General features: G+C 52.9%; 16 protein-coding genes and 1 pseudogene. 4 read left to right on the top strand and 13 right to left on the bottom strand.

Annotation, left to right across the window (positions count from 1 at the left end; genetic code table 11):
- The first annotated feature begins 40 nt into the window (after positions 1–40).
- The 3 genes from mtnN to WC1_RS19880 are packed head-to-tail and all read left to right on the top strand — an operon-like array spanning position 41 to position 2,193.
- On the top strand, positions 41–739 hold the full coding sequence (mtnN, locus tag WC1_RS19870) for a 5'-methylthioadenosine/S-adenosylhomocysteine nucleosidase (RefSeq protein ID WP_003018572.1): 699 nt from the start codon (positions 41–43) through the stop codon (positions 737–739).
- Positions 732–1,532 carry a vitamin B12 ABC transporter substrate-binding protein BtuF gene (gene btuF / locus WC1_RS19875; protein ID WP_003845800.1) on the top strand — a complete coding sequence of 267 codons (801 nt, stop codon included), beginning with the start codon at positions 732–734 and terminating at the stop codon, positions 1,530–1,532. Before mtnN ends, btuF begins: the two co-directional genes overlap by 8 nt.
- 37 nt (positions 1,533–1,569) lie before the next feature.
- Positions 1,570–2,193 (top strand): TRIC cation channel family protein, encoded by a 624-nt coding sequence (locus WC1_RS19880; RefSeq protein WP_003018578.1) that lies wholly within the window; start codon positions 1,570–1,572, stop codon positions 2,191–2,193.
- 119 nt (positions 2,194–2,312) lie between these two features.
- Here the strand turns inward: WC1_RS19880 and erpA are convergent, their stop codons facing one another.
- From erpA to clcA, 3 genes and pseudogenes are all read right to left on the bottom strand, one after another.
- Positions 2,313–2,657 carry an iron-sulfur cluster insertion protein ErpA gene (gene erpA, locus WC1_RS19885; protein ID WP_003018581.1) on the bottom strand — a complete coding sequence of 115 codons (345 nt, stop codon included), beginning with the start codon at positions 2,655–2,657 and terminating at the stop codon, positions 2,313–2,315.
- Positions 2,650–2,715: pseudogene (yadW, locus tag WC1_RS24820) on the bottom strand (small protein YadW). Before yadW ends, erpA begins: the two are co-directional and overlap by 8 nt.
- 23 nt (positions 2,716–2,738) lie before the next feature.
- Entirely contained in the window at positions 2,739–4,160 is a 1,422-nt protein-coding gene (gene clcA, locus WC1_RS19890) for a H(+)/Cl(-) exchange transporter ClcA (RefSeq protein WP_016149577.1), read from the bottom strand.
- Between the two features lie 168 nt (positions 4,161–4,328).
- Here clcA and hemL point away from each other — a divergent pair, with 168 nt between their 5' ends.
- Positions 4,329–5,609, top strand: coding sequence for a glutamate-1-semialdehyde 2,1-aminomutase (gene hemL, locus WC1_RS19895; RefSeq protein ID WP_003837523.1), 1,281 nt, complete (start codon positions 4,329–4,331; stop codon positions 5,607–5,609).
- Positions 5,610–5,682: 73 nt separating this feature from the next.
- Here the strand turns inward: hemL and fhuB are convergent, their stop codons facing one another.
- From fhuB to hrpB, 10 genes are all read right to left on the bottom strand, one after another.
- A complete protein-coding gene (fhuB, locus tag WC1_RS19900) occupies positions 5,683–7,665 on the bottom strand; it encodes a Fe(3+)-hydroxamate ABC transporter permease FhuB (protein WP_003018589.1) in 1,983 nt (660 codons plus the stop codon).
- Positions 7,662–8,552, bottom strand: coding sequence for a Fe(3+)-hydroxamate ABC transporter substrate-binding protein FhuD (gene fhuD / locus WC1_RS19905; RefSeq protein WP_016149576.1), 891 nt, complete (start codon positions 8,550–8,552; stop codon positions 7,662–7,664). Before fhuD ends, fhuB begins: the two co-directional genes overlap by 4 nt.
- Positions 8,552–9,349 carry a Fe3+-hydroxamate ABC transporter ATP-binding protein FhuC gene (gene fhuC / locus WC1_RS19910; protein WP_003845793.1) on the bottom strand — a complete coding sequence of 266 codons (798 nt, stop codon included), beginning with the start codon at positions 9,347–9,349 and terminating at the stop codon, positions 8,552–8,554. The genes fhuD and fhuC overlap by 1 nt, the downstream gene beginning before the upstream one ends.
- 46 nt (positions 9,350–9,395) lie before the next feature.
- Entirely contained in the window at positions 9,396–11,585 is a 2,190-nt protein-coding gene (gene fhuA, locus WC1_RS19915; RefSeq protein WP_003018594.1) for a ferrichrome porin FhuA, read from the bottom strand.
- 210 nt (positions 11,586–11,795) lie between these two features.
- A complete protein-coding gene (locus tag WC1_RS19920) occupies positions 11,796–12,797 on the bottom strand; it encodes a fimbrial protein (protein ID WP_231385697.1) in 1,002 nt (333 codons plus the stop codon).
- A gap of 35 nt (positions 12,798–12,832) precedes the next feature.
- Positions 12,833–15,316 carry a fimbria/pilus outer membrane usher protein gene (locus WC1_RS19925; RefSeq protein WP_032947900.1) on the bottom strand — a complete coding sequence of 828 codons (2,484 nt, stop codon included), beginning with the start codon at positions 15,314–15,316 and terminating at the stop codon, positions 12,833–12,835.
- Positions 15,317–15,348: 32 nt separating this feature from the next.
- Positions 15,349–16,062 (bottom strand): fimbrial biogenesis chaperone, encoded by a 714-nt coding sequence (locus tag WC1_RS19930; protein WP_016149573.1) that lies wholly within the window; start codon positions 16,060–16,062, stop codon positions 15,349–15,351.
- A gap of 50 nt (positions 16,063–16,112) precedes the next feature.
- The gene (locus WC1_RS19935; protein ID WP_003837506.1) at positions 16,113–16,655 is read right to left on the bottom strand and encodes a fimbrial protein; all 543 of its coding nucleotides are present in this window, start codon (positions 16,653–16,655) and stop codon (positions 16,113–16,115) included.
- 564 nt (positions 16,656–17,219) lie between these two features.
- Positions 17,220–19,757, bottom strand: coding sequence for a bifunctional glycosyl transferase/transpeptidase (gene mrcB / locus WC1_RS19940; protein WP_003018611.1), 2,538 nt, complete (start codon positions 19,755–19,757; stop codon positions 17,220–17,222).
- 177 nt (positions 19,758–19,934) lie between these two features.
- The gene (hrpB, locus tag WC1_RS19945; RefSeq protein ID WP_016149572.1) at positions 19,935–22,364 is read right to left on the bottom strand and encodes an ATP-dependent helicase HrpB; all 2,430 of its coding nucleotides are present in this window, start codon (positions 22,362–22,364) and stop codon (positions 19,935–19,937) included.
- Between the last annotated feature and the right edge of the window lie 36 nt (positions 22,365–22,400).

Below are 22,400 nucleotides of genomic sequence, written 5' to 3'. Positions count from 1 at the left end.
TAGACTATGCCCTCAAATCTGGCTTATCGCGAGTAAATCTATGAAAATCGGCATCATTGGTGCAATGGAAGAAGAAGTTACGCTGCTGCGTGACAAAATCGAAAACCGTCAGACCATCACGCTCGGCGGTTGTGAAATTTACACCGGCCAACTGAACGGTACTGAGGTTGCGCTTCTGAAATCAGGTATCGGTAAAGTGGCTGCGGCGCTCGGCGCTACGCTGCTGCTTGAACGCTGCAAGCCGGACGCCATCATTAATACCGGTTCCGCGGGCGGCCTGGCCTCTACGCTGAAAGTCGGCGATATCGTAGTTTCTGATGAAGCGCGCTATCACGACGCCGACGTCACTGCCTTTGGTTATGAATTTGGTCAGCTACCGGGTTGCCCGGCTGGTTTTAAAGCCGATCCTGCGTTGATTGCAGCCGCAGAATCTTGCATCGCCGAACTCAATCTGAACGCTGTTCGCGGACTTATCGTCAGCGGCGATGCATTCATTAATGGTTCCGTGGGGCTGGCTAAAATTAAGCATAACTTCCCGCAGGCGATTGCCGTTGAGATGGAAGCGACCGCAATTGCGCACGTTTGCCACAACTTTAAGGTGCCATTTGTCGTGGTTCGCGCTATCTCTGACGTTGCCGATCAGCAGTCCCATCTCAGCTTTGACGAATTCCTGGTGGTTGCCGCGAAGCAGTCAAGCCTGATGGTTGAAACGCTGGTGCAGAAACTGGCGCATGGCTAAATTATTCTCCAGGGCGCTGGTCGCCCTGCTTTTCACTCTCCCGGCGTTCCTTTACGCCGCACCGCGTGTTGTAACGCTTTCTCCTGCCAATACCGAACTCGCTTTTGCCGCAGGCATTACCCCAGTTGGCGTCAGCAGCTACTCAAACTACCCGCCAGAAGCCAAAAATATTGAAGAGGTCTCAACATGGCAAGGTATGAATCTTGAGCGTATTGTGGCGCTGAAGCCTGATTTGGTCATCGCCTGGCGCGGGGGAAATGCTGAGCGGCAGGTGAATCAACTGACCTCCCTGGGAATTAAGGTCATCTGGGTGGACGCCGTTACCATTGAACAGGTTGCCGATGCGCTACGCCAGTTGGCTGCGTGGAGCCCCAAGCCTGAACAAGCTAAACAGGCGGCGCAAACCATGCTTGATGACTATGCTTTACTTAAATCTCAGTATGCCAACAAACCGAAAAAACGCGTGTTTCTCCAGTTTGGTGCCAATCCTCTGTTTACCAGTGGAAAAGGTTCTATTCAGCACGAAGTTCTTGAGGTATGCGGCGGAGAAAACATCTTTGCCGGTAGTCGGGTTCCCTGGCCGCAGGTTAGCCGTGAGCAGGTCCTGGCACGAGCCCCCCAGGCTATTGTTGCAACCGGCGGTCCGGGCGAAACTCTGAAAATTGAGCAATACTGGGGAAACCAGCTAAAAATACCCGTTATTACACTTAATAGTGACTGGTTCGAACGCGCGAGCCCGCGTATTATCCTCGCCGCAAAACAACTCTGTAATGCGCTTTCACAGATAAATTAGCGCCTGCCCCCACCAGGTCTGTTGTGAGGATTTAAAAATGCTCGTCTATTGGCTTGATATTGTCGGCACCGCGGTATTTGCAATCTCTGGCGTATTACTGGCCGGAAAATTACGTATGGATCCGTTTGGCGTCCTGGTCCTCGGCGTGGTTACCGCCGTCGGAGGTGGCACGATCCGCGATATGGCGCTGGATAATGGACCGGTTTTTTGGGTTAAAGATCCAACCGATCTGGTCGTAGCGATGATCACCAGCATGCTGACGATCCTGTTGGTACGGCAGCCAAGACGCCTGCCGAAATGGATCCTTCCGGTGCTTGATGCCGTTGGCCTGGCGGTGTTCGTGGGTATTGGCGTCAACAAGGCCTTTCTCGCAGGAACAGGACCCTTGGTGGCGATTTGTATGGGGGTGATTACCGGCGTCGGCGGTGGGATCATTCGCGATGTATTAGCACGTGAAGTCCCGATGATTTTGCGTACCGAGATCTACGCCACAGCCTGTATTATCGGCGGGATCGTGCATGCGACGGCGTTTTATACCTTTGATGTTTCACTGGAAAACGCCAGTATGATGGGGATGATTGTCACCCTGCTGATTCGGCTTGCCGCCATTCGCTGGCATTTGAAATTACCGACGTTTGCGCTGGATGATAACGGACGTTGACATGATGATGCAGAATATGTAGGCCGGATAAGGCGTTTACGCCGCCATCCGGCACATTGCCCGGTGGCGCTACGCTTACCGGGCCTACACCATCAGACCACTGGTATTACAGACAGCAATCAGATGCTGAAAGAAGAACCACACCCGCAGGTGCTTTTCGCATTCGGGTTAGTCACAACGAAGCGGGAACCTTCCAGACCTTCGGTATAGTCAACCGCGCCGCCCACCAGATATTGCAGGCTCATCGGGTCAACCACCAGACCAACACCTTGTTTCTCAATGGTCATATCACCATCGTTCACCTGATCGTCAAAGGTGAAACCGTACTGGAAACCGCTGCAACCACCGCCGGTGATATACACACGTAATTTCAGATTCGGGTTATCTTCGTCAGCGATCAGGCTTTTTACTTTATTGGCTGCTGCTTCAGTAAATTGCAGTGGCAGCGCTACGTCATCACTCATATTTTGCTCCAAACGACATTGGCAATTGGGCAAATTATAACCCAATGGTTAAGGCCATTATCTAATACCCTGGTATTTCGTTCAAGTATTCTCGCCAGCGGCTGTACCCTGGCTTTTAGCCGCCTGCTCCGCTTCCTGTTTTGCCAGCGTACGGGCAAGGATAGTCGAGTATAGCGGCTTTCCGCCCATAAATTGGGCTAATAGTGTTGCGCCAAGACAGGTAATAATCATTGGCAAAATGAGCTGATAGTTATCGGTCATCTCCAGCACCAGCACAATACCGGTGAGCGGCGCCCTTACCGACGCCGCCAACAATGCTCCCATTCCGGCGATGGCGAAGGTCCCGGCCTCCAGATGATAATGCGGAAAAGAGGCCGCTGCCGCCATACCGAACGCGGTGCCAAGCAACGTGCCCAATGCCAGCATCGGGGCAAATATCCCGCCGGGCGCGCCGGACGAGAAGCACAGCAGCGTGGTAATGACGCGGGCAATAAAGATAAACAGCAGTAAACCAACGCTGAAATTCCCTGCCGCAGCGATAGGTATCAGGTTAAACCCGCCTCCAGCCGCTTCAGGTGTAATTAAGCCAAGAATCCCGCACAGACCGCCGATCGCACCGCCCATCAGCACCCATTTTTTGAGATCGCCGCCATGGAAACGCTGGAACATATCCTGAGTCCGCAACACCATAGTGTTGAAAAATGGCCCGACACAGCCAAAAATAATCCCCAGGACCATATACAACCACAGCGTGTTCACCGGCGCATTGGAGAGCTTCCCAACTTCAATAAGCGGTGCCTCGCCGTTGAAAACACGAAACACAATGCTCGACATGATGACGCCGGTAAACACGGCTTTGATCGAGACAAGGTTATAGCGAAACTGCGGGCGCATCTCTTCAATAATGAACAGGATCCCCGCCAGCGGAGCGTTAAACGCCGCCGAAAGGCCCGCTGCCGCACCGGTCGCCAATAAGGTATGCCGCGCTTCTGCGCTACGCATGCGGAAAATATCCAGCACCATGCGCCCGAGGTTACCACCGATCTGCACGGTCGGTCCTTCTCGCCCGAGCACCATACCGGCACCCAGCGTACCCATACCGCCGAAAAATTTCACCGGCAGTACGCGCCACCAGCGCACAGGCCGAAGTTCTTCCAGCGCGCCTTCAATCTCTGGGATCCCCGAACCACCGGCTTCCGGCGCAAACTTACGCACCAGGAAATAGCCGACCATCGCCAGCAACGCAGAGAGAATAAATGCCAGCGTCCACAGCAGAATGGCATGGTCCGCAACCTGAGCCAGCGCGCCAATGCGCTGATTCTGCACCCAGGTCACCGCTTTCTCAAATGCCACGCCAACAAACCCTGTCACTGTACCCACTACGGCAGCCATCAACAGGATCGCCAACGGCGTTTTGTCTCGTTCCAGGAGTCGACGGATTTGATCCCTGCGGCGTAAACGCACAATTTGTTGTGCTTCAAAAGAGGGAGTGTCTGTCTTCATCAGATGATCATTAATTGGTAATACAAATACGGAATCGGCATTCTACTCGCACATTTCACGAAAATCCCCTGCAAATCGTATTGTTTCAAATGCGTAAAACTTTCATAACCTTCTCTGAATAACTAGAATAGCGGGCATTTACTTTTTCTACGAACCAGGACCCCATCCATGAGTAAGTCTGAAAATCTCTACAGCGCAGCACGCGAACTTATCCCAGGCGGCGTTAACTCCCCCGTTCGCGCCTTTACTGGCGTGGGTGGTACTCCGCTGTTTATCGAAAAAGCCGACGGCGCGTATCTGTACGATGTCGATGGTAAAGCCTATGTTGACTACGTCGGTTCCTGGGGACCGATGGTGCTGGGCCATAATCACCCGGCAATCCGTAATGCGGTGATTGAAGCTGCGGAGCGCGGTTTAAGCTTTGGCGCACCGACCGAAATGGAAGTGAAAATGGCGGAGCTGGTCACTGAACTCGTGCCGACCATGGACATGGTGCGCATGGTGAACTCCGGCACGGAAGCGACTATGAGCGCAATCCGTCTGGCGCGCGGTTTCACCGGTCGCGATAAGATCATCAAATTTGAAGGCTGCTACCACGGTCATGCTGACTGTCTGCTGGTCAAAGCGGGTTCCGGCGCGTTAACGCTGGGTCAGCCGAACTCCCCGGGCGTTCCGGCTGATTTCGCGAAACACACCCTGACCTGCACCTATAACGATCTCGCTTCAGTACGTGCGGCATTTGAACAATATCCGCAGGAGATCGCCTGCATCATTGTTGAGCCGGTCGCAGGCAACATGAACTGCATCCCGCCGCTGCCGGAATTCCTGCCGGGCCTGCGTGCGCTATGCGATGAGTTTGGCGCACTGTTGATCATCGATGAAGTGATGACCGGTTTCCGCGTGGCGCTGGCCGGTGCACAGGATTATTACGGCGTCGTGCCGGATCTGACTTGTCTTGGCAAAATCATCGGTGGCGGAATGCCCGTTGGCGCATTCGGTGGCCGTCGCGATGTGATGGACGCACTAGCGCCGACTGGACCGGTTTACCAGGCGGGGACGCTTTCCGGTAACCCAATCGCGATGGCGGCAGGTTATGCCTGTCTGACCGAAGTCGCCCAGCCGGGTATTCATGAAACGCTGAACGAACTGACGACGCGTCTGGCGGAAGGTCTGCTGGAAGCTGCTGAAGAAGCGAATATTCCGCTGGTAGTTAATCATGTAGGCGGGATGTTCGGGATTTTCTTCACCGATGCAGAAACCGTAACCTGCTATCAGGATGTGATGGCATGCGACGTTGAACGCTTCAAGCGTTTCTTCCACATGATGCTGGATGAAGGAATTTATCTGGCGCCGTCCGCGTTCGAAGCAGGCTTTATGTCCGTGGCGCACAGTGAAGAAGATATCAATAACACCATCGACGCCGCGCGCCGGGTGTTTGCGAAACTGTAAAGGATGAATTGCCGGGTGGCGCTTACGCTTACCCGGCCTACATTCTACGCCGTAGGCCGGATGGCGGCATAACTTACCGGCTCTGCTTACGTAGCAGATAGATAAAGTACGGCGCGCCAATAAACGTCGACAGTAACCCCGCCGGGATCTGATACGGAAACAACACCATCCTGCCGCACCAGTCAGCAAAGACCAGCAACACGCCACCCGCCAGCGCCGAAATCAGCATATGCGGCATCGCCCGACGAAAACCCATCATCCGGGCAATATGCGGCGCCATCAGCCCGACAAAGCTCAACGGTCCAATGGTCATGGTGGCTGTCGCCGTCAGCCCTGCCGCCAGCAGCAGTAACCCCACGCGTGATGGCGTAATAGCCATACCGACAGCCCGCGCCGTATCGCCGCCAAGCGGTAAAATTGTCAGCCAACGGCGGCACAGCGGCGTCATCGCCAGCAGGATGACCATTACAATCCCGGTGCGCAGCACCTGTTCGCCACTCGCGTTATAGGTTGAGCCGGAGATCCAGGTTAGCACCCCCGCCATACGCGGATCGCCGCTGGCCTGCAGCATCATCAGCAGCATTGTAAACGCCGTGCTGAGCGCCATCCCTGCCAGCAACATGCGGTGCGGTGAAAAGCCCCCGCGCCCGGCGGCAATCATAATGATAAGCAAGGTGGCTGCCGCACCGAGGCTCCCGGCCGGCAGCAGCCAGCCAAAGGCATTGCCAGGGACCAGAAATAACATTAGCACCACGCCAAATGCCGCCCCGGAGCTAATTCCTAATACTTCCGGACTGGCCATTGGATTTCCGGTCAGACGCTGAATAATACAGCCAGCTACCGCTAACATTACCCCGGCAATCAGCGCTGCCAGAACACGCGGCCAGCGCCAGGGCATGAGCTCATCCAGCATCGCGCCGCTGGCCCATGTCCAGCCGTGCGCATCGCGGCCAAACGCGAGCGCCACAATAACGGTAAGCAGCAATATCGCCCCGCCCGCCAGGGCAAACATCAGTACATTCTGGCGCTCAGCAGCGATGCGGTTACTGGCATTCATATCCGGCGCGCTCATACTTCTAAGGCGCGGCAACAGCCACAGCAGCAATGGCGCGCCAATCAGCGCCGTCACCGAACCAGTGGAAACTTCCATCCATACGCGGGTCAGCCACAGAATGATTTGGTCGGAGAGCCAGAGGATCAACGCACCAATCAGAGGGGCCAGCATCAGACGCGCCAGCAGACGACGGGCGCCGAGCATTTTCGCCAGCAGCGGTGCAAACAGGCCAATAAAGCCGATAATCCCAACCGCGTTAACCAGTAAGGCGCTGATAACAATGGCCAGCGATAACGCCGCCAGACGTGCCAGCGACAGCGCCAGACCGAGGTTACGCGCCACGCCGTCATCCAGTCCCATCAGCGTCATTGGGCGTAATAACAACAGCGTCAGCATCACACCGCCCAGAAGTTGCGGCCACAGACGCTGTACGCCGCTCCAGTCGGTCTGCGTTAGCGTACCGCTGCTCCATAAAAACATGCTTTGCAGTTGATCGTGATGGAAGATAACCATCAACTGGTTAATTGCCCCGCAGTACAGGCTGACCACCAGCCCGGCAAGGATTAACGTCACCGGAGAAAGACGTTTGCCCCAGGCAACGCCAAACACCAGTGCCCCAACAACACATGCTCCCGCCAGCGCCGCAAATTGCGTGGTCAGCGCACCGGGAATAGCCCACAGCGTGGTAACCGTAATGCCCAACTGCGCCCCGGTTGCGACACCTAACGTAGTGGGTTCTGCCAGTGGGTTACGCAGCACCTGCTGAAACAAGACACCGACCAGCCCCAGCCCGGCACCGACCAACAGCGAAATCGCCAGCCTCGGCAGCAGACTGTAGTGGAAAACCATCTGCTCAATAGCATTGATATCCGGTGACCAGATAGCCTGTTGCCACTGACTGCGCGGTAGTGCAACAGAGAAGTTTACCCAGGTCAGCCAACAGGCAGCGACAAACAGAACCGCCAGAAGAAGGGTCGGGAATAGCGCAATTCGTTTACTCACGCTTTGCCTCCCAGCGCATTATCCAGAATGCGGGCAAAATGCATCGCCGAGAGCGTGGCGCCATAGAACCAGACGGCAGGCACACGCTGAAAACGTCCGCTGCGGGCAAACGGCATCGCCTGCCACAACGGCGTAGACATCAGCGCAGCCATCTCTTTATCGTTGCCGTGATCAAAACACAGCACATCGACATCCTTATAAGCAGCCAGACGGTCAATACTCACGGCAGTGCTGCCCCAAAAGTTTGTCTCGCCCTGCCAGGCGTTGGGGATCCCATAATCATCCAGCACGTCCTGAAACAGGCTGTTTGGGCCAAACACCAGCATATGTCGCGAATCAAGCAAGGAAGTGAGAAGTACAGGGCGTGCGCCGCGTTGAATGAAGCGCGGTTTCAGGCTGGCGATAAAACGATCGTACTCGGTCAGATGGCGTTCAGCAGAGGCTTGCAGATTGAACAATTGCGCCATTTCCTGCAGCGATTGTCGCGCAACGGCCAGCGGCTTTTTACCGTCACTGAAGTTAAATCCCCGGCCAGGTGCAATCCGCGCCAGCTTTTCAGGGGAAGGACCATAGCCTGCCGACCACAGCAAAAACGAGGGTTTCATTTCGGTCAACAGTTCGAGATTGGGCTCCGTACGTAGCCCGACATCAATCACAGAATCCGGCAACGGGGGCTCACTGACCCACAGCTTGTAGTTAGGGATATCGGCAATGCCATACGGCGTAATACCCAGCGCCAGCAATAGCTCTACCGGTAGCCATTCCAGCGCCACAATGCGCTGCGTATCAACCGCCGCAGCGTGCGCCGTATTCATCCGCCACAGCAGCGGCGACAGCGCCATCGCCGCAAGCAGCCGCCGACGGGTAATATGATGTAATTCAATCATTAATAGACAAAACTCACGGGTGCGGCACCGGCCGGATGCGGCAAAATGCCCATCGGGATACCGTAAATCTGTTCCAGAGTTTCACTGCGCATCAGTTCAGCAGGCGTCCCTTGTGCAATCATTTCACCACCGCGCAGCGCAACTAAGTAATCACAGTAGCGGGCCGCCATGTTGATATCATGCAGCACCGCAATCACCGTCAGCCCGCGCTGCTGACTTAAGCGATGCACCAGTGCCAGTACGTCAACCTGATGAGCGATATCCAGCGCGGAAGTCGGTTCATCAAGCAGCAGACAGCGGCTGTCCTGCGCTACCAGCATGGCAATCCACGCGCGCTGGCGTTCTCCGCCGGACAGACTATCAACCAAACGGTGCGCCAGCGGTTTTAAGCCAACCAGCGAAATCGCCTCTTCTACTTTCTCTCTGTCGGCAACGCCAAAACGTCCCAGCGCTCCGTGCCACGGATAGCGGCCAATCGCCACCAGTTCGCGCACCGTCATCCCTTCGGCCTGCGGCAACTGCTGCGGCAGATAGGCGACCTTGCGGGCAAACGCTTTACTGCTCCAGTTCTCCAGCGGCTGTTCGTCGAGCAGGATTTCACCTTCTGACGGCGGCTGATGACGTCCCAGCATTTTCAATAACGTCGATTTTCCGGAACCGTTGTGGCCGATAAGGCCGGTCACTTTACCCACAGGAAAAGTTAATGAGAGAGGATGCAAAAGCGTGCGGCCAGGCACACGAAAGGAGACATTACGCAACGCAAAAGTAGTGTCGGGATGGGATCTGTTTTCCTGCATAGCAGCCAACTTGTAAAACGGGCACGCAAAGCGTGCCCAATAGAAATTAGAAACGGAAGGTTGCGGTTGCAACGACCTGACGTTCTGCGCCCCAGAAGCAGCCATAGGTCTGGAAGCAGCTGGCGACGTATTCACGATCAAGCAAGTTATTAACGTTAACCGCAATACTGGAGCCAGCCATACCGAAACGCGCTAAATCGTATTTTACAACAGCATCCATGACTGCTGCGCTACCCACCTTAAAGGTATTTGCTGGATCGCCATAGCTTGAACCAATAAAGCGCCCACCGGTACCCAGCGTCAGGCCAGATAACGGACCTTCATAGAAGGTGTAATCACCCCACAGAGAAGCCATTTGTTCTGGCACCTGCTCAGGTGTATTTCCCTTAAGATTGGTGTCTTTCGTGTATTCCGCATCGGTATAGGTATAAGACGCAGTCATGTTGATATTCGCGGTAAGCGCCGCTTTAGCTTCCAGTTCAACACCACGAGCACGGATTTCACCGGCAGGAACCTGAGCCAGTGGATTCGTTGGATCAGCAGTCAGATTATTGGTTTTCGTCAACTGATAAACCGCACCGGTGACGACAATCGGCAGATCTTTCGGTACATACTTAATCCCGGCTTCATACTGCTCGCCTTTGGACGGCTCATAGGAAACGCGTGGCACGCTCCACAAGTCAAATGAACTCGGTTCAAACGACTGACTGTAGCTGATATACGGCGTAATCCCATTATCAAACAGGTAGTTTACACCACCACGCCAGGTGAACTGGTGATCATTACGCTCAATATATCCTTCCGTTGGCGTATAAGAGTTCTGGCGTATTGTTGTAGCTTGCTGAGACCAGTCGTAGCGACCGCCGACGGTAAACACCCACTTATTCCACTCAGCCTGATCCTGAACGTAGATACCAGTCTGTTTGGTTTCATTCATCTGATACGGTTCGGTATCACCAAATGCAAAATACTCAGGGTCATAGTTGCCGTTAAGATCAATGGGTGGCGCACTACCAAACGCAGCATTGATATCATTACGCATGCGCATGAAATCAACACCAGTTAACAAAGTATGTTCCACAGCACCGGTAGCAAATTTGCTTTCCAGTTGCGTATCGACGCTAAAGTTTTGCAGGCGCTCATCATCCACGACCGTTCCACGGTTCAATGTATGGCCATCGGAAGCGATCCCGGTGCCGTATACACTCTGCTGCGACGTCTTCATTTCAGTAAAGCGCAGGTTCTGGCGAACGGTAAATGTATCGTTAAAGCCATGCTCAAAGCTGTATCCCACCATTTTCTGATTGCGGGAATAAGTATTGTTTGAGGCACCTTCATTGAAATCGGTCGGCAAACGCTTGCCGTTTGGCAGCGGTTCAACGGTGCCTTCTTTTGGTAACCAACCGTAGTAACCTGTTTCCGGTTCGTTCTGGAAATAGGACAGGAACGTAAAGTTGGTTTTGTCATCAGGACGCCATGAGAAGGAAGGCGCGATCGTATAACGCTGTGATTCAGAACCCTGCTGCTGCTCATTTGTTGAGCGCGCCAGCCCGGTTAAACGGTAGGAAAATTCCCCGTTGTCATCCAGCGCATCACTAAAATCAAAACCGGTCTGGAACAAATTGTCCGACCCCATTTTGAACTGAATTTCTTTTAACGGCTCTGTGGTCGGGCGCTTGCTGACCATAGAGATGATGCCGCCAGGATTGCTCTTACCATAGAGTACAGACGTTGGGCCACGCATCAACTCAACACGTTCAAGCATGTAGGGATCAATAACCGCATCGTTATAGAAGTTACCCTGCAATTTCAGTCCATCCAGATAGTTATTCTGGCTCAGGCCGACGGAAGAGAAACCACGGATAATCACAAAATCATAGGTGTTAGATGCGCCACGACTGTTAACAGTCACACCAGGCGTATATCCCAGAGCCTCTTTCACCGACTGGAATTGATGCATTTGCATCTCTTCGTTGGTCACTACCGAAACAGACTGTGGTGTCTTTTCTATAGGCGTATCAGTCTTGGTCGCAGTAGCGGAACGCTTAGCAGCAATGGTCGGAGCTGGCCCCCATGCGCTTTCCTGCGGAGCAGGAGCTGCAGTTACGGTGATGGTTTCTTCTTTCGGGTCAACCGCCGCCTGTGCATAGACAGACATGCCGCTAACCGCTGTGGCTACCACTACTGCGATTTTACGCAGTGATGAACTTGGCTGAGCAGTTTTAAGACGCGCCATTGGTATTTCTCTGATGAAAGTGAATGATAACGTAAACGAGAATTATTATTATAACGGCAGCATAATATTCGAAACTCTGGCGAGATAGCAAGCAATACGCGCCCCTACTAAAACTGAGGGGTTAAGAAATAACCAGATGAAAAGAAAGGGTTAATAAATTAGGCTGGAATGTTAGAGCGCTGACAACCCGCCGCAGCGGGTCGCAAGGCGTTAGCGGTAAAAGACCTCAAAAGTCGCGACGGCGTCCACTTTCCCGGCTTTGACATTGCCGGTTTTGGCATAGCGTGCCTTCAGCGGAATTTCTGCCACTTCGTTAGCGCTGGTGCTGCTCACAGCGGTATAGGTTTGATCAAAACTCAGCACATTATTGTTCGTGTCCAGAATCTGGATACCGACACCGCTGGCAGAGCTGTCTCCACTGGCGATAGCCAAAATATTGCCATCCGTAACGCCTGTCGAACCAGCACTGTTGAACTTATAATCGATTTGGGTACCTGCCCGACAATCAGAAATCTCGATTTTGAAACTGTTATCGGTGAGTACTTCTGAAAATTGACTGTCAAAGTTATCGACATTAATCGTCTTCAGCGGCACGTTGATATTTTTATCCTCCAGGTTACAGGTATTAGTCTGGATATGAATGCTGGTGGGAGATACCAATATCTGAGCTATCACATCATTCCCCCACTTCTCTTGCGCTGTCAGCCGGGAGGTATCAAGATAACCATCCTCGACGTCGCCCGTCACAACCAACTGCATTGACGCATGGTACTTTGTATGAATACTGTTCCATCCGCTTGCTCCATAGCTATAAAAATGCATGGGTGTGACGATATCCTCAGAGGTAAAGGTAGGTGTTCGTTCTTCCGCTTCAGCCATGCGGATACCTATACCTGGAACGCTAGTCTGATAAACGCCTTCCAGCACTCCATTGCGGGCATCGGCATCCGTTAACACTGCGTAACCTTTGTATTTGTTGCCAGTATCCTGGCAATCCATATCGATTTGGCCGCTCTCAATGCTTCCCTCATAAATAACCGTACCAACTGATACGTCAGGCTCCACAGTGATGCTTGCCGGTAGCTGAAAGGTCATTGCGCCATTTTCCGGGTAATTTCCGGTACATGTGGCGGCATAAACAGGTGCCGCAGATCCAGCTAAAATCAATATGATCAACATAGCCCTGAAAATGTTTATGTTCCTTTTACTCATATCTGACAATTTCCGTATTCATAAGCCATCTTCCATTATTGGCAATTAACCGTAGCTGAGAGAATTCCCGTACCCATGTTCTCAGGCACGCTTACGCTACCCGTACATTTCGTCTGTGCGGTATTTCCCCATTGCACCTCAATGCGCTGTGTTCCTTTTAGCCCAGTGACATACACTTCACCGTCGTCACCCACGATCGATGTCGTACCGTCCATACTTAACAGAGCACCAAAAGGAACCACGCTCTGATCATGTTTTAAGGTAAGTAATGCACGCTTACCTGAACGCGCCGTGAAGTCAGCCTTCAGGACGGCCCCTTTTGTCGGAACCACATCCAGAGAAGCATCCTGAATATCAATATCATCACGTCCCTGAGTATTCACAGTAATAGTATTACGGCGATAATTGGTTAAAGTTGGCACAATGGCATTGCCCCAATAATCGGTGTAAACCCCCCGGGAATTTTGTATTTTTACATTATCGCCATCGGTAATGTGCACAATGGCAAAAGCATCCTGAATGGATTGTCCAAGCGTTATTCCCTGCGAATGCGCAACAACGGACCCCTGGGCGCCATAGCCCCACTGTTTACTGTCTTTTTGATAACTGTAATTGGCGCTGAACTCGCCAACCGATGTCCGATACCGGGAAGAGAGATAGGCACCATAACCGACATCGTTATCGGTGTAGGTTTGCTGAAGGTTATAATTTAAATTGTTATCTTCCAGTAGCGTTCCACTGACGCCAACCTGATGTGCACTATTACCATTTTTTGAACTTGTCAGAGTATATGTTCCCCAGGCATTCGCCAGCCAACGCGAAAGAGGGACATTCATTGAGATAGAAAACTGCTGATCGTTAGTGGTTGATGGCGTTTTTGTCATGCTGTAATTCAGCGACCAGTTAACGCCCTGCCAACTGCTGCTGTAACCGAGACTCACGCTTCGTTCATGGCCTTCCATTCCCCAGTAATCTTGCTGATAAGCGTTGGCGTATACAGATCCCCAGCTCTGTAACGACTGAGAAAGATTAAGTTGCAGGCGGCTGCGACGGTTATAGCTATCGCGATAGCTATAGATGCTGTCATCGTCGTAGCTGTTATTACGCTGATCGAGAGCCTCCTGAAAGGTATAAAACCCGGAGGTGGAATAACGATAGCTGGCCAGCGTGACCGTGGTATTGGTTAACGGAAAATCTTTTGCGTACTGCGCGCGCCACGACTGGCCATTCGCATCCGCGCGTTCGTCGTCAAACGCGGTTCTCGCCGCCGTCAGATCCATCGACAGCGAACCAAAATCGCGTAAATCAGCTCCGATGCCGACCAGTCCGGCACGATACATCGACGCGCCCTGCAGACCGCCGTAAGCGGTAATTCCGAAAGGTAAGCCATAAATTGCCGTAGCCTGGCTGAATTCCGGCTCCTCGCCGTTATCAACATCGCGATATTTCCCAGCCGCCAGGCTGTACTTCAGCGCGCCTTCACGTTGCATAATCGGCACCGAGGAGCTGGCCTGAATAAAGCTGCGCTCTGTACCGTCGGCCTCCGTCACGGTGACTTCCAGATCCGCTCCTGCCGTCACCTGCGTTAAATCACGAATTTCAAACGGGCCAGGCGAGACGTTGGTCTGGTAGATGGTGTAACCGTTTTGCTTAATGGTGACTTTGGCATCGCTATTAGCAATCCCACGAACGACCGGGGCAAAGCCCTGTAATCCACTGGGCTGCATACTGGTATCGGTCTCCAGCTTAACGCCCGTCATCTGCACGCTATCGAACAGTTCGCCGTTAGTGTAGGTTTGCCCTATCTGAAGCTGGCTACGCAATGCTTTGACATCGCGTCCAAGCGTCGTATTAATAGATTGCCAACCATTATCATTCCCCCAATTGCTGGTGTTACGCAAACGCCAGGGGCCGATATTCATCCCTGAATTCAAACTTGCCCAGTTCGAAGCATTATTTTGACCTCCGGATTGTTGGTGCGATCCCGAAATATAGTAACTGGTCCACAGAGCCGGAATGCCGTCATCCCAGAAAGTGGGATTGCTTTCGCCCGAAATTTTGCGGTCGCGGTAGATCTGCGGAATACGTAATTGCAGCACCTGTGTTTCCGGATTGAAGTCATAGCGTCCATCCGCGATATATTCGCTAATATCACCCAGCAACGTATCTTCGTTAACATTATTTAATGCCAGAACCGTATCAACTTTAACGCCCAGTTCGCGCAGCTCCGCTTTGGTAAATTGCGGAATCAGTTTGCTGTTATCTTTTGAAAGGAGGTAATTTAAATTTCGTTTATCAATGCGATCCTGATCCCAAACAATCGACGTTAAATAACGTCCGGGGGATAAACCATTATGCTGTAAAAAAGCTTCAAGCGCCCCGGTATTCTCAAGTGGGGTTCCCGTTTCAAGTACACTGAGATTGAAATAATCATCAGCACAAACGGAACCACTCGCAGTCAATATAGCGAATGTCAGCGTATTGAGAGCAAAAAGCCGGGCAGTACGATGTGAAGGCATAAATGTCACCCCATAACTCATCGATAGCTGATTTACAGCGACTGTTTACGCTGTTCGGTTTCTGAGCCAAAATCATTAATTGCGGTCCAGACAACGTTGCCTTTTACTGCCGATGGCAGCGGAAAACGCTGCTCACCAAATGGAGCGACCATCATCGTTAATGCCGTCGGAGAGGACTGGTTTATAGCCGGTTTAATCGCTTTTCCCGCCACAGAGATCTGTCCGAAGGTGACATAGAAGGGTGTGGGGTTTTTCACCACCAGTTGATTTTGATGGCGGCTAAATTGCAACGATTGCCAGGCCATTTTTGCCTCGTCTTCTGTCAATGAGGCCGGGCGATAAAACAGTTTTAATTTAGTTTTAATGGCAAATTGTAACGTGTTCTTGTCATGCAATTCTTCTGGGATCGCTGCAACAGATTTGATGTTCGCCATAAATAATGACTCACGATCCTGAGGTAGCGCCGATTTATTTCCGGTATAAACCACGTGTAGCAGCGTCTGGCGGTTTTCGTCCAATTTGTAAATTGGCGGTGTCATAATAAATGGCGCTTTGCTGTCATCAATATTACTGACCCAACTCTGCACCAGATAACGTTTATCATTATCTTTATTTTTTAAAGCAATCTGTACTTCAGATTGGTTAGCCGGATATATAATTCGTGTGCCACCCACTACTACGCCAGCTTGAACCGAATTTAATCCCGAGGTTAATATAAGTATTAATGCTGTGATAAGTCGTTTCATCTTTCCATTCCATTGAAATACTGGCCCTGCCTGGGCCAGGTTTATGATGATTAACGATAAAGCAGAGTATAGGTCGCTTGTGCGGTATAATCACCGGTAGTTGGTAAAGTGCTACCAACCTGGATAACCTCAGCTTTATAATTAAAAACCACGCTCTCGCCGTTAGTCTTATTCAGTGCCGCTTCAGGATCTGAGCCATCAAATTTCACGTAGTTGCTGCTCCCTTCAGGAAGCATACGTACCCCGAGGTTCTGCGCAGTCCCTGTCGCCTGCAAGACTTCATCGTCGTATCCGGCAATACGCGTCCCATCAAATTTGATATTGAGGTTGGCAACCGCAGCATCACATTCTGTCAGCGTAATCGCAAAAGATTGCGTGTCGCCGACTTTTTTATCTTCGCCAAACGCAGTTTGAGAAAGGTTGTTAAACGTCACAGTACCGTTTGTCGCTGTACCATTTACATCAACCACGCAACTATCGGGAAGAATTTTCCCATTAAACGTTACCGTCCCGGTATCAACGGCAAAAGCAGATGTTGCTACAGTTGCCATTGCACTACTGACAAGCAACGAGATGATAATTTTTTTGCACATAACGTATTCCTTACATATGTTCACAAAAATCAATGAAGAGAAAAGTTAACACAGAGGGGAAATAGACAATGGCTGGAGAAGTGCTGGAATATAAATCCAACAACATCATAGATATAATATATCTTTATCAACTCATTCAGTTTAAAACATTCCCTTGTGTCATCTATTCTACGTACCATAATGAATAAAAGCTAATCAACACATTCACCAAAACTAAAGAAACAACACACAACATCTTGTTTTAGCAGAACAATTTATGAAAATAATATTTTCTTAATGGTGATTTTAGCCAGCATGAATATATTCATAAAAACAATATTGCCCACATATGCATACGGGCAGATAATAAAAAAACGCAGAAAAAATAGAATAAAATCAACCAACCGATGATATATACAAAAAAATAATATATTGAATTTATGATTAAACGGAAAATATAGGCAGGAAACACCATCACTGTTCACCCTATCCTGAGCTTACTATACAGACCGAAATGCGAATACCACAAGAGGGAGAATTCCCCCACATCAGCAGGCACCGATGCGGGGGAGGACAGCTAAAAAATCAGTTACCGCCAAACATATCTTTTATCCAACCAGCCACGCCATCGCTGTCTTTCTTCTCTTGCTGCGGCGGTTGCTGCTGTTGAGGCTGCTGCTGCGGCTGTTGAGAAGATTGATCGAACGGATTCCCCGACTGCTGCAGCATTTCACCCTGCTGACACAGCGAATCAGGATCGGTGGTCCATACCGGAAGCGTGCGCATCCCGCCGCTACAAACGAAGTTACCGTCGTAGTCTACGCCCATATCCACCACATCCTCCGGTGGCGTCAGCACCAGCGGTGTTGGCGTCTGGTTAGCCAGATAACGCTGATAAATCGACATCGCGCCGCTGGCACCGTACAGCTTGGTTGGCTGGTTGTTATCGCGGCCCACCCAGGTGATGGTCACCTGGCTGCCGTCGATCCCGGCAAACCAGGTATCCACGTTGTTGTTGGTGGTCCCGGTTTTCCCTGCCAGATGCAAGCCAGGATATTTCGCGCCAAGCTGACGACCCGTACCACGCTGAACCACCTGCTGCATGGTCCACAGCGTCATATACGCCGCCTGCGCCGGAACGGCACGCTCAGCCTGCGGGAAGCTCTGGTACAGCACGGTACCATCTTCGGCAATCACCGAACGCAGCGCCGACAACGGCGCACGGTTCCCGCCGCTGGCGATAGTCTGGAACGCCTGTGCTACTTCGATTGGCGTCAGGTTCAACGCCCCCAGCAGCATGGCCGGAACCGGGTTAAGCTGATCTTTCGGCGCGCCCAGTTTCAACCAGGTATCGGTTACCGCAGGCAAGCCCAGCGCCATCCCCAGATTTACCGTCGGTACGTTCATGGAGCGGGTTAACGCATCCACCAGCATCACTCTTCCGCTTTCGCTATAGCGACGGTCATCGTTCTGCGGTGACCACACCTGGCCGTTCGGCTGGCGCAGCGCAATCGGCGCATCAGCAATCCAGGTATTCAGGCGGTAAAGCTTCGGCTGGCTGAGCGCAGTCAGATAGGTCGCCGGCTTCGCCAGAGAACCAATCGAACGACGCGCCTGCATCGCACGGTTATAGCCCGCGAACTGCGGCTCTGCCCCGCCAACCATGGCGCGAACTTCGCCACTGAATCGGTCAACCACCACAATCGCGGTTTCCAGATCGCTCAGCTTACGCTGTTTCTTCAGCACCGGAATGCCTTCCACCGCCGCTTTTTCCGCAGCGTCCTGCGCCACGGAATCAAAGGTGGTGAAAATTTTCACGCCGGAGAGATCTTTAACTTTATCGCCCAGCTTCGCCTGAAGCTCCTGACGCACCATCTGCATAAAGGCTGGCTGTGGCGAGATTACTCCACCACGCGGCTGTACGCCTAACGGACGCGCGCTCAGCATGTCATACAGATCCTGATCGATGATCTGCTGCTGTTGCAGCAAACGCAGCACGAGGTTACGACGCTCCAGCGCCAGCTTCGGGTTACGCCATGGGTTATAGATTGACGCCCCTTTAACCATCCCCACCAGCAACGCCTGCTGGTCGAGACTCAGTTCTTCCACCGGACGACCGAAATAATAGAGGCTCGCCAGCGGGAAGCCGCGAATTTCATTATCGCCGCTTTGACCGAGATAGACTTCGTTCATGTACAGCTCAAGAATGCGATCTTTGCTGTAACGCGCATCCATCAGCAGCGCCATGTAAGCTTCGTTGGCCTTACGCCAGTAAGAACGTTCGCTGGACAGGAACAGGTTCTTCACCAGTTGCTGAGTCAGCGTACTCGCCCCCTGCACCGTGCGACCGGCCGTCAGGTTGGCCAGCACCGCACGACCAATCGAGTAGAGGCTGACGCCATCATGCTCATAGAAGTGACGGTCTTCGGTTGCCAGCAGCGTATCTACCAGCAGATCCGGGAATCCACTGCGCGGGACAAACAGGCGCTGCTCGCCGTTAGGTGAAGAGAGCATGGTAATCAGACGCGGATCGAGACGGAAGAAACCGAACTGGCGGTTGTTATCCATATTCTCGATAGTGTCCAGATGATCGCCATCAAAGGTCAGACGTGCGCGCACCTGCCCTTCTTTACTGTCCGGGAAGTCAAACGGACGACGAATCATCTCAATGCTCTTCGCCTGTACGGTGAATTCGCCCGGACGCGTCATCTTCGAGACCTGACGATACTGCGTGGCCTCCAGCAGCTTCACCATCTCGTTCTTGCCGATGGGCATTTCTGGCTCAAGGTTAACCATGCGGCCATATACTGCCGCCGGAAGCTGCCAGACTTTGCCGTCGATACGGCTACGGATTTTTTGGTCCAGATAGACGCCGTAAATGGCGATCAGCACCAAAAAAACAATCGACAGTTTTACCAGCAGCCAGAACCAGCCGCGTTTACCACGAGGCTTACGCCCTTTGCCTTTACCCTTACGCGGCATCGGTTCTTCATCCTCATAGTCATCATCATCATAATCGTCGTCATACTCTTCATCTCTGAGTTGACGACGGCTCACCTTTTGTTTCACTGGACGCGAGGGTTTCCCTTTACGTCCAATTGGCTCGCGGTCATTCCCCGCCATGCTTTTTCTCCGCAACATTCAGGCGCAAAGGCCCGATTCTCTGTTCTTCCGTCCTGCGACAGAAGAAGAAATCTCTCAATTTTCAGCTGTATTCATGCCGGATGGCGGCGTAAAACGCCTTATCCGGCCTACGTTCGCCCTGATAAGCGCAGCGCCATCAGGCAACCACGCATACAGCTATGAATACTTTTTGGTGCGCCGCGTTGGCGCGGTATTCGCCGGATCGTCCGGCCAGACATGTTTGGGATAACGCCCTTTCATCTCTTTTTGCACCTCGCGGTACGATCCCTGCCAGAACGCGCTTAGATCGCTCGTCACCTGTAGCGGTCTTTGGGCCGGAGACAACAGCTCCAGTACCAGCGGCACGCGTCCCTGGGCGATAGTCGGGGTGTTTGCTTCACCAAACATTTCCTGCATCCGAACGGCCAATACAGGAGGATTATCCTCATGATAGCGAATGGCAATCCGGCTTCCCGTTGGCACAGTGTAATGCGCTGGCAGTTCACTATCCAGACGTTGCAGCATTGACCAGTCCAGCAAACCGCGCAATGCCTGACCCACATTGAGTGCTTTTAACGCGCGTAAAGAGTGCACACCGCTCATGTGCGGCAGCAGCCAGAGCTCCAGCGTATTCAGCAGAGAATCCTCATCTACCGCAGGCCAGTCGTACTCCGGTAACCAGTTTGCCGCACATTGCAAACGCAGCCGAAACTGCTCGGCCTCCGGCGTCCAGTTGAGCACACTTAGCCCTTTATCGCGAATACCATTCAGCATCGCCTGATGCAACTCTTCTTCCGAGGGCTTGGCTAGCGGCTGTACTTTTACCGTCAACTGGCCGATACGCGACCGACGCAGTGCTTTTAACGTTCCCTGGGCTTCATCCCATTCGATGGTGTCGGACTGTTGCAGCAGTTCAGGACACGTCTGCATCAACGCTTCAATATCCAGCGGCAACGCTAACAAAATACGCGCATCTGGCGATGCGCTACCCTGCAGTAACAGCGGCGCTATCAGCCACTCATGGCGCCCCAGGGCGTCATCGGCATCCAGCATCGCGCCCATGCCGTTGGCCAGTTGATAGCGCCCTTCTTGTCCACGTCGACGGGCGATCCGATCGGCAAACGCTTGCGATAGCAACAAAGGGAGCAACGCGCTGTCGGGCTGCCCGCTGCGTACGTTAAGCCGTTTCAATAATTGTTGACTGCGCTGCTGCCAGGCGGGCTGATTTCGTGAAAACGCCACAGCTAAATCGGTGCTGCCCCCGCGCGGCGGCTCTTCCAAAATTGCTGCCAGTTTTGCGGCCGATGCCGCTTCATCGTCATTTTTGGTGCTAACCAGCATAGCCGCTAAACGGGGATCATTACCCAAAGCCGCCATTTTCTGCCCACGGGCACTGAGCCTGTCGCCCTCAAGCGCCCCCAGCATCTGCAACAGCCGTTTTGCCGCCTGCAGGTTGATAGCGGGCGGCGTATCCAGCCAGTTCAGTTGCTCAGGATCGGTACATCCCCATTGCAGCAGCTCCATCAGTAGTCCGGACAGATCGCTCTGTAATATCTCAGGCTCTCCCTGCGCCGCCGCTCTTTCCGCCTGCTCTTTGGCAAGCAAATGTAGGCAGATACCTGGCTCCAGACGACCTGCACGCCCGGCTCGCTGTGTCATCGATGCCTGGCTAATGCGCTGGGTAATCAACCGCGTTAAACCGGTACGCGCGTCATAGCGCGCCAGGCGCTCCTGGGCGCAGTCCACCACCAGCCGGATACCTTCAATCGTTAAGCTGGTTTCGGCAATATTGGTCGCCAGCACCACTTTGCGCTTACCTTGTGGCGCGGGCAAAATCGCCTGACGCTGCTCAGCCAGCGTCAACGCGCCGTACAATGGACATAACACAACATCGCCGCCCACACGCGTTGCCAGTTGTTCCTGCACGCGCAGGATTTCCCCAACGCCCGGTAAAAACAGCAGCAGCGACCCGCTTTCATGGCGCAGTAGCTCCGCCGTCGCTATCGCCACCGCTTCGTCAAAACGCAGATGTGCCGCCAGCGGCTGATACCGTCGCGCGACCGGGAATGTGCGGCCTTCAGAGATAATCATGGGCGCATCGGGCAATAACTGCTGCAAGCGCCCGTTATCGAGCGTTGCGGACATGATCAATAGTTTCAGATCGTCACGCAGACCTTGCTGTACGTCCAGCAACAAAGCCAGCGCCAGGTCGGCCTGCAGGCTCCGTTCGTGAAATTCATCGAGGATCACTAACCCGACGCCAGTGAGTTCGGGATCGCGCTGGATCATGCGCGTCAGAACGCCTTCCGTCACCACTTCCAGCCGGGTCTGCGACCCCACGCAGCTTTGCGCGCGCATGCGATAACCCACGGTCTCACCGGGCTTTTCGTTCAGCAACTCCGCCAACCGCTGCGCCACGTTGCGTGCCGCCAGACGGCGCGGCTCCAGCAAAATAATCCGCCCCTTGATGCCACCATGTTCAAGCAGTCGCAACGGCAGCCAGGTCGATTTTCCGGCACCGGTCGGCGCGGTCAGCAGCACCTGAGTCGAGGCATCAAGGGCGGTAAGCAGTTCAGGCACTACGGCGGCAACGGGCAACGACGTCACAAATAGCTCCAGAGGGTTAACATTCTTCGCGCTGCA

Source organism: Citrobacter sp. KTE30, assembly GCF_000398825.1.
GTDB classification, from domain to species: Bacteria; Pseudomonadota; Gammaproteobacteria; order Enterobacterales; family Enterobacteriaceae; genus Citrobacter; species Citrobacter freundii.
This window is presented reverse-complemented; position numbering and strand designations above follow the sequence as displayed.

Excerpts from the sequence above, each read along its gene's own strand:
- mtnN (WP_003018572.1), top strand. The coding sequence starts at position 41 with ATGAAAATCGGCATCATTGGTGCAATGGAAGAAGAAGTTACGCTGCTG.
- btuF (WP_003845800.1), top strand. The coding sequence starts at position 732 with ATGGCTAAATTATTCTCCAGGGCGCTGGTCGCCCTGCTTTTCACTCTC.
- WC1_RS19880 (WP_003018578.1), top strand. The coding sequence starts at position 1,570 with ATGCTCGTCTATTGGCTTGATATTGTCGGCACCGCGGTATTTGCAATC.
- erpA (WP_003018581.1), bottom strand. The coding sequence starts at position 2,657 with ATGAGTGATGACGTAGCGCTGCCACTGCAATTTACTGAAGCAGCAGCC.
- clcA (WP_016149577.1), bottom strand. The coding sequence starts at position 4,160 with ATGAAGACAGACACTCCCTCTTTTGAAGCACAACAAATTGTGCGTTTA.
- hemL (WP_003837523.1), top strand. The coding sequence starts at position 4,329 with ATGAGTAAGTCTGAAAATCTCTACAGCGCAGCACGCGAACTTATCCCA.
- fhuD (WP_016149576.1), bottom strand. The coding sequence starts at position 8,552 with ATGATTGAATTACATCATATTACCCGTCGGCGGCTGCTTGCGGCGATG.
- fhuC (WP_003845793.1), bottom strand. The coding sequence starts at position 9,349 with ATGCAGGAAAACAGATCCCATCCCGACACTACTTTTGCGTTGCGTAAT.
- fhuA (WP_003018594.1), bottom strand. The coding sequence starts at position 11,585 with ATGGCGCGTCTTAAAACTGCTCAGCCAAGTTCATCACTGCGTAAAATC.
- WC1_RS19920 (WP_231385697.1), bottom strand. The coding sequence starts at position 12,797 with ATGAGTAAAAGGAACATAAACATTTTCAGGGCTATGTTGATCATATTG.
- WC1_RS19925 (WP_032947900.1), bottom strand. The coding sequence starts at position 15,316 with ATGCCTTCACATCGTACTGCCCGGCTTTTTGCTCTCAATACGCTGACA.
- WC1_RS19930 (WP_016149573.1), bottom strand. The coding sequence starts at position 16,062 with ATGAAACGACTTATCACAGCATTAATACTTATATTAACCTCGGGATTA.
- WC1_RS19935 (WP_003837506.1), bottom strand. The coding sequence starts at position 16,655 with ATGTGCAAAAAAATTATCATCTCGTTGCTTGTCAGTAGTGCAATGGCA.
- mrcB (WP_003018611.1), bottom strand. The coding sequence starts at position 19,757 with ATGGCGGGGAATGACCGCGAGCCAATTGGACGTAAAGGGAAACCCTCG.